Origin of the sequence: Mobilicoccus sp. (assembly GCF_032060985.1) — a bacterium.
GTDB lineage: Bacteria > Actinomycetota > Actinomycetes > Actinomycetales > Dermatophilaceae > Mobilicoccus.
The window spans coordinates 51,678-66,201 of record NZ_DAMBGD010000019.1 but is presented as its reverse complement, the minus strand read 5'-3'; the positions used below and the strand labels follow the sequence as shown (position 1 = coordinate 66,201).

The 14,524-nt window shown below is 72.5% G+C and carries 11 protein-coding genes; 4 read left to right on the top strand and 7 right to left on the bottom strand.

Annotation, left to right across the window (positions count from 1 at the left end; all coding sequences use genetic code 11):
- Positions 1-6: 6 nt before the first annotated feature.
- From RT054_RS13895 to RT054_RS13885, 3 genes are all read right to left on the bottom strand, one after another.
- Positions 7-1,143, bottom strand: coding sequence for a metallophosphoesterase (locus tag RT054_RS13895; RefSeq protein ID WP_313024643.1), 1,137 nt, complete (start codon positions 1,141-1,143; stop codon positions 7-9).
- 115 nt (positions 1,144-1,258) lie between these two features.
- Positions 1,259-2,173, bottom strand: a complete 915-nt coding sequence (locus tag RT054_RS13890) for a C40 family peptidase (RefSeq protein ID WP_313024718.1) — start codon at positions 2,171-2,173, stop codon at positions 1,259-1,261.
- Between the two features lie 523 nt (positions 2,174-2,696).
- Positions 2,697-3,368 (bottom strand): iron dependent repressor, metal binding and dimerization domain protein, encoded by a 672-nt coding sequence (locus RT054_RS13885; protein ID WP_312720607.1) that lies wholly within the window; start codon positions 3,366-3,368, stop codon positions 2,697-2,699.
- Between the two features lie 506 nt (positions 3,369-3,874).
- Between RT054_RS13885 and RT054_RS13880 the strand changes: the two genes are divergently transcribed.
- Genes RT054_RS13880 through serC form a run of 3 tightly spaced genes read left to right on the top strand, consistent with a single transcriptional unit; the run spans position 3,875 to position 6,568 of the window.
- Positions 3,875-4,288, top strand: coding sequence for a hypothetical protein (locus RT054_RS13880; protein ID WP_313024640.1), 414 nt, complete (start codon positions 3,875-3,877; stop codon positions 4,286-4,288).
- A gap of 31 nt (positions 4,289-4,319) precedes the next feature.
- The gene (locus RT054_RS13875) at positions 4,320-5,450 is read left to right on the top strand and encodes a citrate synthase 2 (RefSeq protein ID WP_313024637.1); all 1,131 of its coding nucleotides are present in this window, start codon (positions 4,320-4,322) and stop codon (positions 5,448-5,450) included.
- On the top strand, positions 5,405-6,568 hold the full coding sequence (gene serC, locus RT054_RS13870; protein WP_313024635.1) for a phosphoserine transaminase: 1,164 nt from the start codon (positions 5,405-5,407) through the stop codon (positions 6,566-6,568). The genes RT054_RS13875 and serC overlap by 46 nt, the downstream gene beginning before the upstream one ends.
- Positions 6,569-6,860: 292 nt before the next feature.
- On the opposite strand, the gene RT054_RS13865 is transcribed toward serC, so the two are convergent.
- From RT054_RS13865 to RT054_RS13850, 4 genes are all read right to left on the bottom strand, one after another.
- Entirely contained in the window at positions 6,861-8,342 is a 1,482-nt protein-coding gene (locus RT054_RS13865; RefSeq protein WP_312720599.1) for an NCS2 family permease, read from the bottom strand.
- 174 nt (positions 8,343-8,516) lie between these two features.
- The gene (locus RT054_RS13860) at positions 8,517-9,254 is read right to left on the bottom strand and encodes a DUF3027 domain-containing protein (RefSeq protein WP_313024631.1); all 738 of its coding nucleotides are present in this window, start codon (positions 9,252-9,254) and stop codon (positions 8,517-8,519) included.
- A 1-nt stretch (position 9,255) separates the two neighbouring features.
- Positions 9,256-9,654, bottom strand: a complete 399-nt coding sequence (locus tag RT054_RS13855) for a cold shock domain-containing protein (protein ID WP_313024628.1) — start codon at positions 9,652-9,654, stop codon at positions 9,256-9,258.
- Positions 9,655-9,861: 207 nt separating this feature from the next.
- Positions 9,862-11,493 (bottom strand): AMP-binding protein, encoded by a 1,632-nt coding sequence (locus tag RT054_RS13850; RefSeq protein WP_313024626.1) that lies wholly within the window; start codon positions 11,491-11,493, stop codon positions 9,862-9,864.
- Between the two features lie 418 nt (positions 11,494-11,911).
- On the opposite strand from RT054_RS13850, the gene RT054_RS13845 reads away from it, so the two are divergent.
- Complete coding sequence (locus RT054_RS13845; RefSeq protein WP_313024622.1) at positions 11,912-14,494, top strand: helicase-associated domain-containing protein; 2,583 nt, start codon at positions 11,912-11,914, stop codon at positions 14,492-14,494.
- Positions 14,495-14,524: the final 30 nt, after the last annotated feature.

Here is a 14,524-nt window from a genome sequence, read left to right as displayed (position 1 = left end):
GCACCCTCATCGCGCCGCCCCCAGCCGGTACAGCAGCGCCAACGCGTCTCGGGCCGACTGCTCCCCCTCCCCGCCGCCTGCCCGGGCGAGGAGTTCCTCGACCGCGCTGCTCACGAAGCCGCCGACCCCGAGGTCGGTGAGTTCGCTGCCCTCGACACGAACGGCGACGTCGTCGTGCCCCGCCCACGTGAACCGGGCCGCGAGACTGTCGTCCCAGCGTTCGAGGAGGTCGTCGAGGCGGGCCTTGTTCGCGAGCGACAGCGTGCCGACGAACGCAGTGCGCACCACCGTGCGGTCCTTGGGGTCGAGTGCGGCGATCTCTTCCTCCAGTGCGTCGAGGTCCTCGCCGGTGTCGAGGTGGCGCCGCATCGTGGTGAATCTCCACGTGCCCACGTGGTGCTCTCGCACCGCATGGGCGCCGCTGCTCGCGTCGGCGTCGACGACGAGGACGTCGCCGGGCACCTCGTCACGGAACGCCGTGACCTCGGGTGAGCCCGAGTAGTGCACCCGACCGGTCCGCCCCACCGAGAGCCGGGAGTGCCGGTCCCCGAGCGCGACGTGATGCAGCCGGTCGGCCTCGATCTCAGACTCGAGGGCGGCGAGGGAGAGACGGGCGGGATCGTCGTCGTCGGGGCTGAGGACGTCGAGGGGTCCGTGGGCGAGCAGGAGGCGCGTGACCCCCGGGTCGGGCTCCCCGGCCTCGCGCAGCGCCTGCGCCGCGAGGTCGGTGAGTGCGGGCTTGTGGAACCACGGTGCCGCGACGATCTCGACCCCCGTGGCGACACGGTGCACACCCGCCCGGTCGAGGACGACGACACCGGGCGGGCAGGCGCGCCGGAACGCCGCCGAGGTGTAGACCGAGGCCGCGTCGAGCGGATCGTGGTTGCCGGGCAGGAGGTAGACCGGGCACCCGATGCTTCCCATCGCCTCCAGCGACCGCGCCACCGTGCGGGTGGAGACGAGGTTGGACTCGAACACGTCGCCGGCCACGAGGACGAAGTCGCACCGCTGCACCCGGGCCACCTCGCCGATCGCGCGCACCGCGTCGATGCGGGCTGCGGTGTACCGAGCCTGGGCCTCGCCCTCGAGGAAATAGCGCGTCATGCCCAGCTGCCAGTCACTCGTCTGGACGAACCTCACCATCGACGCCACCTCCTCTCGCCTCGTGTGGCCCCGGCACCACTCAGGCTAGAGGGACCCACCGACAACACGTGCGACCTGCGGTTTCGGCACCCGACGCGTGTCGAGGCCCGACGGATCACGGTCGACCGTAGGTGACGTTCGAGGACCAGATGCGGTGCAACCCGGTCGTGCGCCCACGGCGGGGAGCGTCGTACATCCGCCCGTGGCCCGCGTAGATCCCCACGTGATGCGCCGGCGAGCCGAAGAACACGAGGTCGCCCGGCTTCGGTGAGCGCACCCGCCTCACCGCCCGCTGCTGCTGCGCCGCCGTGCGCGGGAGTGAGACGCCGGCTCGGCCGTACACGTGTCGGGTGTATCCGGAGCAGTCGAAGCCCCGCACCGACGTGCCACCCCACACGTAGGGGATCCCCGTGAGCGAGGCTGCGGCGTCCAGGATCCGATGCCCACCAGGCTTCTGCGCGCGTGGGCGTGACGACCTCCGCTCGGCGCTCGGTGCAGTTCGCCGCGTGGTCCGCTCGGTCCGACCGTCCGGCGTCGCCACCGTCTCGGCCGCGGCCGTCCTCGGCTGCGCGCTCGTTCGAGGTGTGCTCGTCCGCGCGCGTGCCGCCTCCCGTTCGCGCCTCGCCTCCCGCTCGCGCCTCACCTCCCGCTCGCGCGTCGCCTCCCGTTCGCGCGCCGCCTCCCGTTCGCGCCTCACCTCCCGCTCGCGCCGCGCCTCCGTCGTATCGGGCGACTCCGGCGTACGGGACGTGGGGTCGGAACGGGGTTCCTCGCGGGTGGGCGTCGCCGCCGCGTCATCCGCCTGGTCAGGAGTCGGCGGCGTCGGCGGAGTGGGGGCGGGTCGCTCAGGGCGTCGCAGGACCTCGGCAGGCCCCGGTTCCTCGAGTGGGCGGGGTTCGGTGAGGTCGGGCTCCCACCCGACCTCGGGTGCCGCCGCGTCCGCGACGCCTCCTCCCGGCGACGACCCCGCCGGCGCCTGACCGGATGTCCCCACTCCGTCGCCGGACGGCCACGCGGTGCCGTCGGGCATGGTCGGGGGCGGCGTGCTCGGCCCCGGTGCGCCCGCGCTCGGAGGGGTGGGGTCGGCGCGCGCCGGCGCGACGACCGCATCGAGAAGGCCGCCGGTGAGCAGCAGCACGGCGCCCGCCCGCACGGCACGCACGCCCGGCCCGGGCGAGCGCGGAGGGCGATGGCGCCCGAAGTACGGCGTCGACATGTGAACCTCCCCACGCCGGAGTGCGTGCGGGCGGCGAAGCGACCGTCGTCGACCCCGCTGCGAACCCGCACGGCCCGTCGAGAGGAGGCTCGGCCCCCACTCTGCCGCGGCGTGACACGGGAGCCGTCGACGGTGGCAGGACGGGCACGGCCGTGACGGAGTCACCGGGACGGCGACGCAGGAAACGTACCGAGATCGCCGCGCCCGGCATCGGGCGCGATCCCGCCCTGTGGAGGACGACGCGCACCTCCTGTCGCCGCAGGTCAGCACCTGTGGACGAGGACCAGACCCATATCCGAGGCGACCGTTCGCCGGGCTCCCCCGGTCGGCTCGGCTCTCAGAGGACCCGCCCGAACAGGTGCCCGGCCTGTTCGCGGTCGAGGGTCACCTCACCGTCGGGACCGGTGAGGGTGACGGCGTCGCCGTCGGAGGCGACACCGACCTGCACGCCGGGCATGACCCCGGTGTCGGTCATGCGGGCGAGGAGGTCGTGATCCAGCTGCAGCGGCTCCCCCACGCGCTCGAGGACGAACTGCTCGACCGGACCGGCGGTGAGCGAGACCGTGTCACCCGAGCCGGCGGACGGGGACAGTCCCAACTCCTCGAGACCCGGCACGGGATTGCCGTAGGGGCTCACCTCGACCTCTCCGAGGAGGCGGAGGATCTTGCGCTCCACCCGCTCGCTCATCACGTGCTCCCAGCGACACGCCTCGTCGTGGACGTAGGGGTATTCCAACCCGATGACGTCGCTGAGCAGCCGCTCGGCCAGCCGGTGCTTGCGCATCACCCGGGTCGCGAGCAGACGGCCCTTCTCCGAGAGTTCGATGCTGCGATCGGGACGGACGGTGAGCAGGCCGTCACGCTCCATCCTCGCGACCGTCTGCGACACGGTGGGCCCGGAGTGCCCCAACCGGTCGACGATGCGGGCACGCAGCACCGGGATCCCCTCTTCTTCGAGCTCGAAGACGGTCCGGAGATACATCTCGGTGGTGTCGATCAGGTCGGTCACGGCCCCAGCATCGCATCCCGCGGGGGCCCAGACACCCGGCGGAGTCCCTCACCGTGGCCCCGCGCCGACGACGCGCCACCCGCCCCCCGCGTCCCGACGGGGCGCCGATCCCGAGCCCTCGACCGGCCCCGTCGTCCCCGGCGCGCCCGTGGTCAGGAAAGTCTTGTGAGGCGGTGCTCCTCGGCCTAGGATCGAGGTCGGCTGGCAGCCGGTGCGGAACCCCCGACCGCATCGTCACGAGTCCAGCCGATGCATGACGCCGACACCCCCTGGTCGGCGATCCGCGCCAGCTTCCCCCGGGCGGTCGCGGAGACGGCGAGGTCGTTCCCCGACGGCCTCGCCGTCGGCATTTCTACGGTGCGTTCCGAACCACCCCGTGGCTGCGCGCCCGCTCGCGCCCGGGGTGTGCGCGCACCCCGGGCCGCCCGCGGGGCGTTCCGCACGTCGACACCCGGTCCCATTACGCTGGGCCGACATCGCACGTCCGTTCCAGGAGGCTCCGCCGCATGGCCCGTCAGAGCTCGGTCCGCACGCTCGTCACCTTCGGGGTGAAGTACGCCCCGCTCGCGTACGAGGGGCTGAGGCGCGGCCGTGGCCCGGCCACCCCCTTCGCCGAACGCCAGGTGAGCCGTCGCGCGGCGCGCGGCATCGCCATGGAGCACGCGGCGCATCTGGTCGACGGATCGGTGCTGCCGGTCTACGACGGCGACCTGCGCGTCTGGGTGGTCTTCAGCGGCGACCGCCCGGTGGGGACACATCCCGTCGTCACCACGCCCGTCGAGGACCTTCTCGCCCACTACGACCTGGCCAAACGCCTTCGACCGGCACACGTCAGGCGACGCCGCCTCCCGGTGCCGCGCCGCGCCGGCCGGGCCCCGGGACCCGAGCAGGTCGCGATCAGCGACCAGCCCGACGCGTGATGCCGGACACGTCGTCGGCAGACTGAGCACCATGACCACACCGGGTGAGCCGCCCCCCTTGACCGGGACCATGCCGCGGACGACCGCCATCGCGGAGGCCGATCCCGACGGCGGGGTGCTGCGGTACCGCGGCGTCGACATCCGTGAGCTCGTCGGGGTCGTCCCGTTCGACCGGGTCTGGGGGTTGCTCGTCGTCGACGACCTGCGCCATCGCCTCCCGCCCGCCGACATCTTCCCGCTGCCGGCCCGCACCGGCGACATGAGTGCGGACGTCGTCAGTGCGCTCGCCTCGGTCTCGCCCGTGTGGGGTTTCGGGCCGCTGCACGACATCGACGACGCGACCGCGGTCGACCACCTCGCGCGGGCCTCGGTACTGATGTTGTCGTTCGTCGCCCAATCCGCCCGTGGACCGGACCTTCCCGTCGTCCCCCAACGTGTCGTCGACACCGCGGGCTCGGTCGCGGAGCGCTTCCTCGTGCGGTGGCGCGGCGAGGCCGATCCGCGTCACGTCGAGGCCCTCGACGCCTACTTCGTCACCGCCGCCGAACACGGGTTCAACGCCTCGACGGCGACGACCCGGCTCGTGGCCTCGACGGGCGCCGACGTCGCGACGTGCCTCGCCGCCGGCATGAGCGCGATCAGCGGACCGCTGCACGGCGGCGCCCCGGCACGCGTGCTGCGGCTGTTGGAGGCCGTCGCCGACCTCGACGACCCGACGCCCTACCTCACCGCCAGACTCGACTCCGGGCGCAGGATCATGGGGTTCGGGCACAGCGTCTACCGCGCCCGCGACCCGCGCGCCGACGTCATCCGAGAGGTCTGCCGCCGCCTCGACGCGCCGCTGTTCGAGGTCGCCGACGCCGTCGACCGCACCGCCACGGCCCTCCTCACCGAACGCCACCCGGGCCACGACCTGCACACCAACCTCGACTTCTGGGCGGCGGTCCTCCTCTCCTTCGCCGAGGTGCCGCCCAATGCGTTCAGCTCGCTGTTCGGCTGCGCACGCTCGGCAGGATGGTCGGCGCACATCCTCGAGCAGAAGCGCCTCGGCATCGTGATCCGGCCCTACGCGCAGTACGTGGGCCGCCCACCACGTCCGGTCACCGACGTCGCAGGATGGGAGGATCGACCCCCACCCCCCACGTCCGAAGGACCGCCGTGAGCGACATCCCCACCATCCCGCCAGGTCTGCTGCCCACCGACGGACGCTTCGGCAGCGGCCCCAGCCGCGTGCGTGGCGCGCAGGTCGAGCGCCTCGTCGAGGTCCAGCGCACCGTCCTCGGCACGTCGCATCGCCAGGCGCCCGTACGGCGCCTGGTCGGGGAGGTGCGCGAGGGTCTCGCGTCGTTGTTCTCGCTGCCGGAGGGGTATGAGGTCGTCCTCGGCTGCGGCGGGTCGACGGCGTTCTGGGACGTCGCGACGTTCTCCCTCGTGCGGGAGCGCGCCCAACACCTCGTGTTCGGGGAGTTCTCCGCCAAGTTCGCCGCCGCGACCAGCGCGGCGCCCTTCCTCGCCGACCCCGCCGTCGTCCGGGCCGAGCCCGGCTCCCTGCCGACGCCGCACGCCGACGACGTCGACGTGTACGCGTGGCCGCACAACGAGACCTCGACAGGCGTCATGGCCCCCGTCGCGCGCGTGCCCGGGGCGGTCGACGATGCGCTCGTCGTCATCGACGGCACCTCCGGTGCGGGTGGCCTGCCGGTGGACCTGTCGCAGGCCGACGTCTACTACTTCGCTCCGCAGAAGGGCTTCGCCTCCGACGGCGGGCTGTGGTTCGCCGTGTTGTCCCCCGCGGCGCTCGAGCGCACGGCCGAGATCGCCGCGTCCGGCCGGTACGTCCCCGCGTTCCTCGACCTGTCGACCGCCGTGGCGAACTCCCGCAAGGACCAGACGTACAACACCCCTGCCCTGGCGACGCTCGTCATGATGGCCGACCAACTCCGGTGGATGAACGCCCAGGGCGGACTCGCGTGGTCGAGCGCACGCACCGCCGACAGCGCCTCCCGGCTCTACGGCTGGGCCGAGCGCTCGGCCTACGCGACGCCGTTCGTCGCGGAGCCCACGTGGCGTTCGAACGTCGTCGGCACCATCGACCTCGACGACGCCGTCGACGGCCCCGCCGTCATCGCCGCGCTCCGGGCGAACGGCATCGTCGACGTCGACCCCTACCGGAGCCTCGGCCGCAACCAGCTCCGCGTCGGGATGTTTCCCGCCGTCGACCCCGCCGACGTCGAGGCCCTCACCGCCTGCATCGACCACGTCGTCGTCGCCCTCTCCTGACGAGGCGCTCACCTCACGTCCCGAGCACGCGCCCTGGGTCTCTGGGCCCTGGGGTTCTGCAGCCCTGCGACCCACAGGCCGCGGCCGCCCCGGCCCGGACACCCACGACGCCGCCCGCCGGATCGCGATGATCCGGCGGGCGGCGTCGGTCGGGCTCGTCGAGGGGCCGGCCGGGCAGGGAGCGGAGCTCAGAAGAGCGGTGCCACCACCACCGCGACGATCATCGCCACGAGGGCGACGAGCACGACGAGGCGTCGGGTACGAGGAGTCATGAGGGCAAGCCTGTCACTGCTCAGTGGGGGCCGAGCAGGAGGGTCTTGATCGGGTCGATGGCGAAGTACAGCACGAACAGCAGCGAGATCAGCCACATGAGCGGGTGCAGCGTGCGCGCCTGGCCGCGGGCGATCTTGATGGCGACGTACGCGACGAACCCGGCGCCGATGCCCGCTGTGATCGAGTACGTGAACGGCATGAGCACGATCGTGAGGAACGCCGGGATGGCGATGTCGATGTCGTGCCAGTCGATGCCGACCACCTGCTGCATCATGAGGAAGCCGACGATGACCAACGCCGGCGTCGCGGCCTCGTACGGCACGACGGCGACCAGCGGGGACAGGAACATCGCGACGAGGAACAGCAGGCCGGTGACGACGCTCGCGAGGCCGGTGCGCGCCCCTTCCCCGACGCCCGAGGCGGACTCGATGTAGGCGGTGTTGCTCGACACGCTGCCCATCCCGCCCGCGACGGCGGAGAGGGAGTCGACGACGAGGATCCGCTGGCTGTTCGGCGGGTTGCCCTCCTCGTCGAGCAGCCCCGCCTCGGCGCCGATGGCCACCATCGTGCCCATCGTGTCGAAGAAGTCGGCGAGCATGAGCGTGAAGATCAGCAGGCCGGCGGCGATGACACCGATGTTCGTGAACGAGCCGAGAAGGTTGAAGTGGCCCAGGAGACCGAGATCCGGTGTGTCGAAGACGTGGGTGGGCAGCCGCGGGACGTTGAGGCCCCACCCGGTGGGGTTGACGACCTTGCCTCCTGCGTCGGTCTGGCTGCCGACCTGCACGACGGCCTCGACGGCGATGGCGAGCACGGTGCCGCCGATGATGCCGTAGAGGATCGAGCCCGAGACTCCGCGCACCATCATGACGATGATCGCGAGGAGCACGACGACGAAGACGAGCGTCGGCCAGCCGGCGAGGAATCCACCGACCCCGAGTTGCACCGGCGTCGCCGGGGCCTTGCGCACGATGCCCGCGTCGAAGAGGCCGATGAGCGTGATGAACAGGCCGATGCCGACACTGATCGCCGTCTTGAGCTGGGCGGGGATCGCGTGGAACACCGCGCGCCGGAACCCGGTGAGGACGAGCACGAGGATGAGGACACCCTCGAGGACGACGAGACCCATCGCATCGGCCCACGTCATGCTCGGCAGTGACGCGATGCCGTAGGCGACGAACGCGTTGAGACCGAGACCCGCGGCGATCGCGAGCGGGTAGTTCGCGTACACACCCATGAAGATCGACATGAGACCGGCGACCAGAGCCGTGCCCGCCGCGACCATCGCGAGGTTGGGCTCGCTGCCGCCGCCGAGGTAGGCGCCCGAGCCGTCCTTGACCGTGCCGATGATGAGGGGGTTGAGGACGACGATGTACGCCATCGTGAAGAAGGTGGCGAAACCACCCCGGATCTCACGGGTGAGTGTGGACCCGCGCTCGGTGATCTTGAAATAACGATCGAGACCACCAGAGGGGGCGACCGTCTCCGTAGTGCTGGACATGCGTCACAGAGTATTCGCAGGAACGAGCGCCTCCGTACACGCCGTCGGGCGGCCCGGGAGGGGGCGTGTTCGTCGTGCGGGACGGCACGCGACCTCGGTGTCGGGACGGAAGGCGCGCCCGGGTGCCCCGAGGGGTTCCGGAGCGGTCGGCGACGACGGATCCGGTCCGGTCGGTCAGCCGAGGACGTCGACTGCGAGATCGTCGACCACCGGCGCGGATACCGAGGCGCGGTCGGACTGTCGCACGTCGGATTCGCTGTGTGCGCCGCACCCGTGGTCGCGGCTCACGACCTTGCCGTCCGAGGGTGACCACGCGTTCGCGCAGACTCCGAACATCACGCGCAACGCGCCGGCGAGCGGGAGGTAGTACCCGCACGTGAGGCACATCTCACGAGATTTCTCGGCGACCTCGGCGTGCGGGCCGTGGTCGCCGTCGTACCAGCGTTGCGCCGCCGTGTCGCGCCCCTCGGCCGACAGGACGCGCGCACGACCGAGGCCGAGCTCCCACTGGGCCATCTGGTCGACGTCCTCCTCGCCCGTCGCCTCGAATCCGGGCTCGAGGTTCTCGTCGTCCTCGGTGTAGGGCAGGACGTCGCCGGGGCCCACGTCGCCGGGCTGGAGGCGCTGGACGTAGGGCACCCACTCGGGCGCGAGGAGAGCGTCGGGACCCGGCAGCAGGTTGGTCTCGCAGATCGTCACCTTGCGGCTGCGGGCGACGCGGGTGACGACGACGGCCCACCGCCACCCGCGATAGGCGGGCGTCGTGCAGGCGAAGGAGTGCGTCGCCAGACGCTCGTCGTCCATCGTCATGCCGAGGTGGTCGCCCACCGCGCCCGGCTCGGCGATGCTCTCCGCCGCCTCGCGCGCGAGGTCGACCGCCTCGGCGAGGGTCTGGTCCTTCTTGACCGCCATGTCACACACCGTCCAGTTGCGCGGCGACCGCCCGGAGGACGGACGCGACCCTGGCTGCCTCCCGCGGCTCGGGGTAGCGGCCCCGGCGGAAATCGTTCGACGTCTTGTCGAGCAGCTTGATGAGGTCCTCGACGATGACCGCCATCTCGTCGGCGGGCCGACGGTGCTTGGCGTGCGTGGCCTGGGCGACCGACGGCAGCGGGTCGAGGACGCTGACGTGCATCGCCTGGGCGCCACGACGGCCCGAGGCGATGCTGTAGTCGAGACGGGTGCCGGCCTTGAGCGTGCTCGTCCCCTCCGGCAGCGCCGCGGCAGGCAGGAACACGTCCTGGCCGTCGTCGCCGGAGACGAAGCCGAACCCCTTGTCGGCGTCGTAGAACTTGACCTTCCCCGTCGGCACCGTTCACCTCTTCGTCGGATCCACCCGCGCGTCCGCCACGGGCACTCCCAGGCTACCGTCCCGTGCCGTCCGGCCTTTCGGCGCGAGGGGGCTCGGAGACGGGCCTCCTCCACCGGGCATCGGGGCCGGCGTGCCGGCGGCCCGCCGGCGCAGGCCGCCGCGTCACCGGCCGCCGCGTCACCGGCCGCCGCGTCACCGGCCGGCGCGTCAGCGCTGCAGCCCCAGGAGGGCGATGGCCTCCTGGCGCATGTCGACCTTGCGGATCTTGCCGGTGACGGTCATCGGGAAGCTCTCGACGCAGTGGACGTACCGGGGCACCTTGTAGTGGGCGAGCTTGCCGTCCGCGAACTCCTTGATGTCCTGCACCGTGAGCGGGTCGTGGCCGGGCGCGGTGATGATCCACGCCATGAGCTCCTCGCCGAACTTCTCGTCCGGCACCCCCACGACCGAGACGTCGGCGATCGCCTCGTGCGTGTAGAGGAACTCCTCGATCTCCCGCGGGTAGATGTTCTCCCCGCCGCGGATGACCATGTCCTTGATGCGCCCGACGATCGCGCAGTAGCCGTCCTCGTCCATCGTCGCGAGGTCGCCGGTGTGCATCCACCCGTCCTCGTCGATGGCCTCGGCGGTCTTGTCCGGGGAGTTCCAGTACCCCGTCATCACCGAGTAGCCGCGGGTGCAGAACTCGCCGGTCTCCCCACGCGGCACCCGCTCCCCGGTGACGGGGTCGATGATCTGGATCTCGACGTGCGGCATCACGCGACCCACCGTCTCGGTGCGGCGACGCAGGTCGTCGTCGGTGCGGGTCGACGTCGACACCGGCGAGGTCTCGGTCATGCCGTAGTTGATCGCGACCTCGCTCATGTTCATGCGGTCGATGACCTGCTTCATCACCGCGACCGGGCACGGCGATCCGGCCATGATCCCGGTGCGCAGCGTCGACAGGTCGACGTCGCCGATGTCCGTGAGACCGAGCTCGGCGATGAACATCGTCGGGACGCCGTACAGCGACGTGCACTTCTCCTGGGAGACCGCCGTCAGTGCCTCCTGCGGCGTGAACGTCGGCGAGGGAATCACCATGCAGGCGCCGTGGCTCGTGCACGCGAGGTTGCCCATGACCATGCCGAAGCAGTGGTAGAAGGGCACCGGGATGCAGACCCGGTCCTGCTCGCTGTAGTGGATCATCTCGCCGACGAAGAAGCCGTTGTTGAGGATGTTGCGGTGGCTGAGGGTCGCGCCCTTGGGGAATCCCGTGGTGCCCGACGTGTACTGGATGTTGATGGGGTCCTCGGGGGCGAGGGAGTCGCTGCGCTCGCGGAGCTGCGCGTCGGTGACCGACTCCCCCGCGGCGAGCAACTCCTGCCAGCTCTCGTCGCCGATGTAGAACGCCCTCTCCAGGGCCGGTCGCTTCGCGCGGGTCTGCTCGACCATGTCGCGGTAGCGCGACGACTTGTACTCGACCGCGGCACCGATCATCCGCATCCCCGACTGCTCGACGACGTAGTCGAACTCGTGCGTGCGGTAGGCGGGGTTGACGTTGACGAGGATGACCCCGGCCTTCGCGGTCGCGTACTGCAGGAGCGTCCACTCGGGACAGTTCGGCGACCACATCCCCATGCGGTCGCCCTTCTCCAGGCCCACACCGATGAGCCCCTTGGCCAGCCGGTTCACGTCGGCGTCGAACTCCGCGTACGTCCACCGTCGTCCGCTCGGGACGTCGACCAGCGCGTCACGGTCGCCGTGGGCGGCGACCGTGTTCTCGAGGTTGGCGCCGATCGTCTCCTCGAGAAGCGGCGTGGTGGACTCGCCCTTGTCGTAGGACAGTTCGGTGTTCGACATTCACGGACCTCCGGCTCTCATGTGATCTACGAGACATCCTGGCCGCGGCCGGTGGAGGGGGCGGTGCCCTGACCGGGGACTCCGCCGAACGGGCGGTCATTCGCGCCGAGCGGTGGGCGGCATCAGGTGGCGTCGGTCCGGGACACCGTGCTGGTGGCGAGCAGGTGGTGACTGCGTGGTTGCCGAGGGACGTGGGGTCGGGACGGCGGCGGGGACGCAGTGGCGGTACCGACGGCGTGGTGGGGTCGGTGGTCGGGACGGTCGCGTGGGGGCGCCGTGCCGGAGGGGGTGGCGACCGCCGACCTCTCGTGCCGCCCCGTCCGCACCTGCGCCGGGACGGACATAACGTGACACCGTGCCGACCGCCCGCAGACCCGCCTCCGCATCGCCCCACCGGGCGGGCAGACCCGATGCCGCCGTGATCGCGGGAGATCTGTCGTCGCGCTCGGACGCCGACCTCGTCACCCTCCTCCGGAACCGGCCCGACCTCGCCCACCCCGCACCCCGCACGGTCGAGGCCCTGGCTGCCCGGGCGCTGTCCCCGGGCAGCCTGCGGCGAGCGCTCGACGGGCTCGACCGCGCCCACCTCGCCGCGCTCGAGGCGGCGATCGTCGCCGCGGACCTCCCACCGGGTACCGAGACCGATGTCGTGACGGGTCGTGCGGGATCGGGGTCCGGTGCGGGACGCGGGGCGCCCCCGGCCGCCCGCGCCCACGGGGCCGTGACGACGACGGAGGTGGCCACGCTCCTCGGCTGTGCGCCGACGTCGGCGGAGGCCCTCCTCGCCGACCTTCACACGCGGGCGTTGATCCTCCTCGACGGCACGGGCGTCGGGGTGCCGGGACCCCTGCTCGAGGTCGTCGGACCCGTCGCCGATCTCGCACCGACACACCCCGACGATGCCGAGATCCGCCGTCGTCTGCACGTGGATCTCGAGGCGGCGGGAGGCACCGTCCCGGTCGATCCTCCGCGCGACGACCCCGACGATCCTCGGCGCCGCGACGCCACCGTGGCCCCCGTCGCGCCCGTCTCGCCCGTCGCGCCCGATGCCGCGGGTGACGCCGACCCCGGCGCCCGAGGGTCGCGGTCGCCCTCGGACGTGAGGACGTCGCACGGCGGCGAGTCGGGACGGGGCACCAGGTCGGAATCGGCTCTCGCCGCCCTCACCGACGGCTCCCCCGCCGGGGCCCGGGAGGTCCTCGCGCGCCTCACCTGGGGACCGGCGGAAGGGCGGTTCGACCCCGACGGGCCGCTCGGACCGGCGGTGCGTCACCTCGTGGCGCACGGATCGTTGCGCCTCCACGAGGCCGACCCGGGAGCCGTCACCCTGCCCCGGCCCGTCGCCCTCGCGTTGCGGGGCGGTCGCCTGTGGCAGGAGTCGCCGATCGCCCCGCCCCCCGCGACGCCACGACCGGTCCGCGACCTCGACGCCTCGGCCGGGGCGCAGGCCGGCGACGTCCTCACGCTCGTCGAGGAGATCGCGACGGCGTGGGGAGAGGACCCACCGCGCGCCCTGCGTGGCGGCGGGCTCTCCGTGCGCGACCTCGCCGCCACCACCCGCCTCGTCGGCCTCGACACGCCGCTCACGGCTCTCATCCTCGAGGTGGGCCACGCGGCCGGACTCCTCGGGCGCGACGGCGGCAACGAGCCCGTCTGGGCCCCGACCAAGGCGTACGACACGTGGCTCGACGCCGACGACGCCCACCGATGGGCCGTGCTCGCCCTGGCCTGGCGCGATCTGCCCCGTGCTCCCGGGCGGGTCGGTGGCCGGGGTGACTCCGGACCGATCAAGGTGTTCACGCCCGAGGTCACCGTCGGCGCCGTCCTCGTCGATCTGCGGCGGCGGGTGCTCAGCGTGCTCGCCGACCTCGATCCGGGACTGGGGCTCGGCGAGGAGGACGTCCTCGCCCGGCTGAGGTGGGCGTCTCCGCGCCTGCCGGATGGTGTGGCCGAGCAGGTCGTCCACGACACCCTCGCCGAGGCCGAGGTCCTGGGGGTGAGCGTCGGCCGGGCGATCGCCGCCCCCGGTCGGGCCCTCCTCACCACCGCGGAGCGCGACCATGACGCCGACGTGCGAGCCCTCGGGGCCACGCTCGAGCTCCCCGACCCCGTCGATCACCTCTACCTGCAGGCCGACCTCACCGCGATCGCCCCCGGGCGACTCGACACCCGGACGGCGACCTTCCTTCGTCTCGCGGCCGACCTCGAGTCCCGTGGCGGGGGCGCGACCTACCGCTTCTCCTCGGCGAGCGTGCGTCGGCTCCTCGACGCCGGGTGGGAGGTGGACGACGTCCTCCAGGAGCTGACCCGGCTCAGCCGGTCGGGGGTGCCGCAGCCGTTGGAGTTCCTCGTGCGGGACGCCGCCCGGGGATACGGCGCGGCCCGCGTCGGGAGCTGCCGGAGCTACCTGCGCAGTGACGACGTCGCCGCCCTCGACGCGCTCCTCGCCCGGCCGGAGGCCGCTCCCGCGCGTCTTCGCCGGCTCGCGCCCACCGTGCTCGTGTCGTCGCTCGCGGGGTCACAACTGCGCACGTTGCTCCGCGGCGTGGACGTGCACGCGGTGATCGAGGGGGTGGACGGGACGGTCGCCCCCGACGTGAGTGCGCCCGCGCGCGCTCTCGTGCCACGCGCGTTCCGCTACACCCCTCCGGCCCCGCCCGATGTCGAGGCCGTGGTCGCCGCGCTGCGCTCCTCACCGTCCGACGCCGACGCGGGGAGGGGGGCCGGCACCGCGCCCGCCTCCGGATCCGACCCGGAGATCGTGCTGTCCCGTCTGCGCCAGGCGGCGGCCGAGGGCACTCCCATGCGGATCGGCGTCGTGCATGCCGGAGGTCAGGTCATCACCCATGCCGTTCGGGTCACGCACGTGGCCGACGGCCGCGTCGGAGCCACCGACCTCATCACTCGCCGCCCCACGTCGTGGCCGATCAGTCACGTCACCGACGTGAGCGGCCTCCACGACCCCCGACCTCCGGTCACGCCGCCGCACCGGCCCTCCTGAACGAGCCGCACGCGCGGCGTCCGGGCCCGC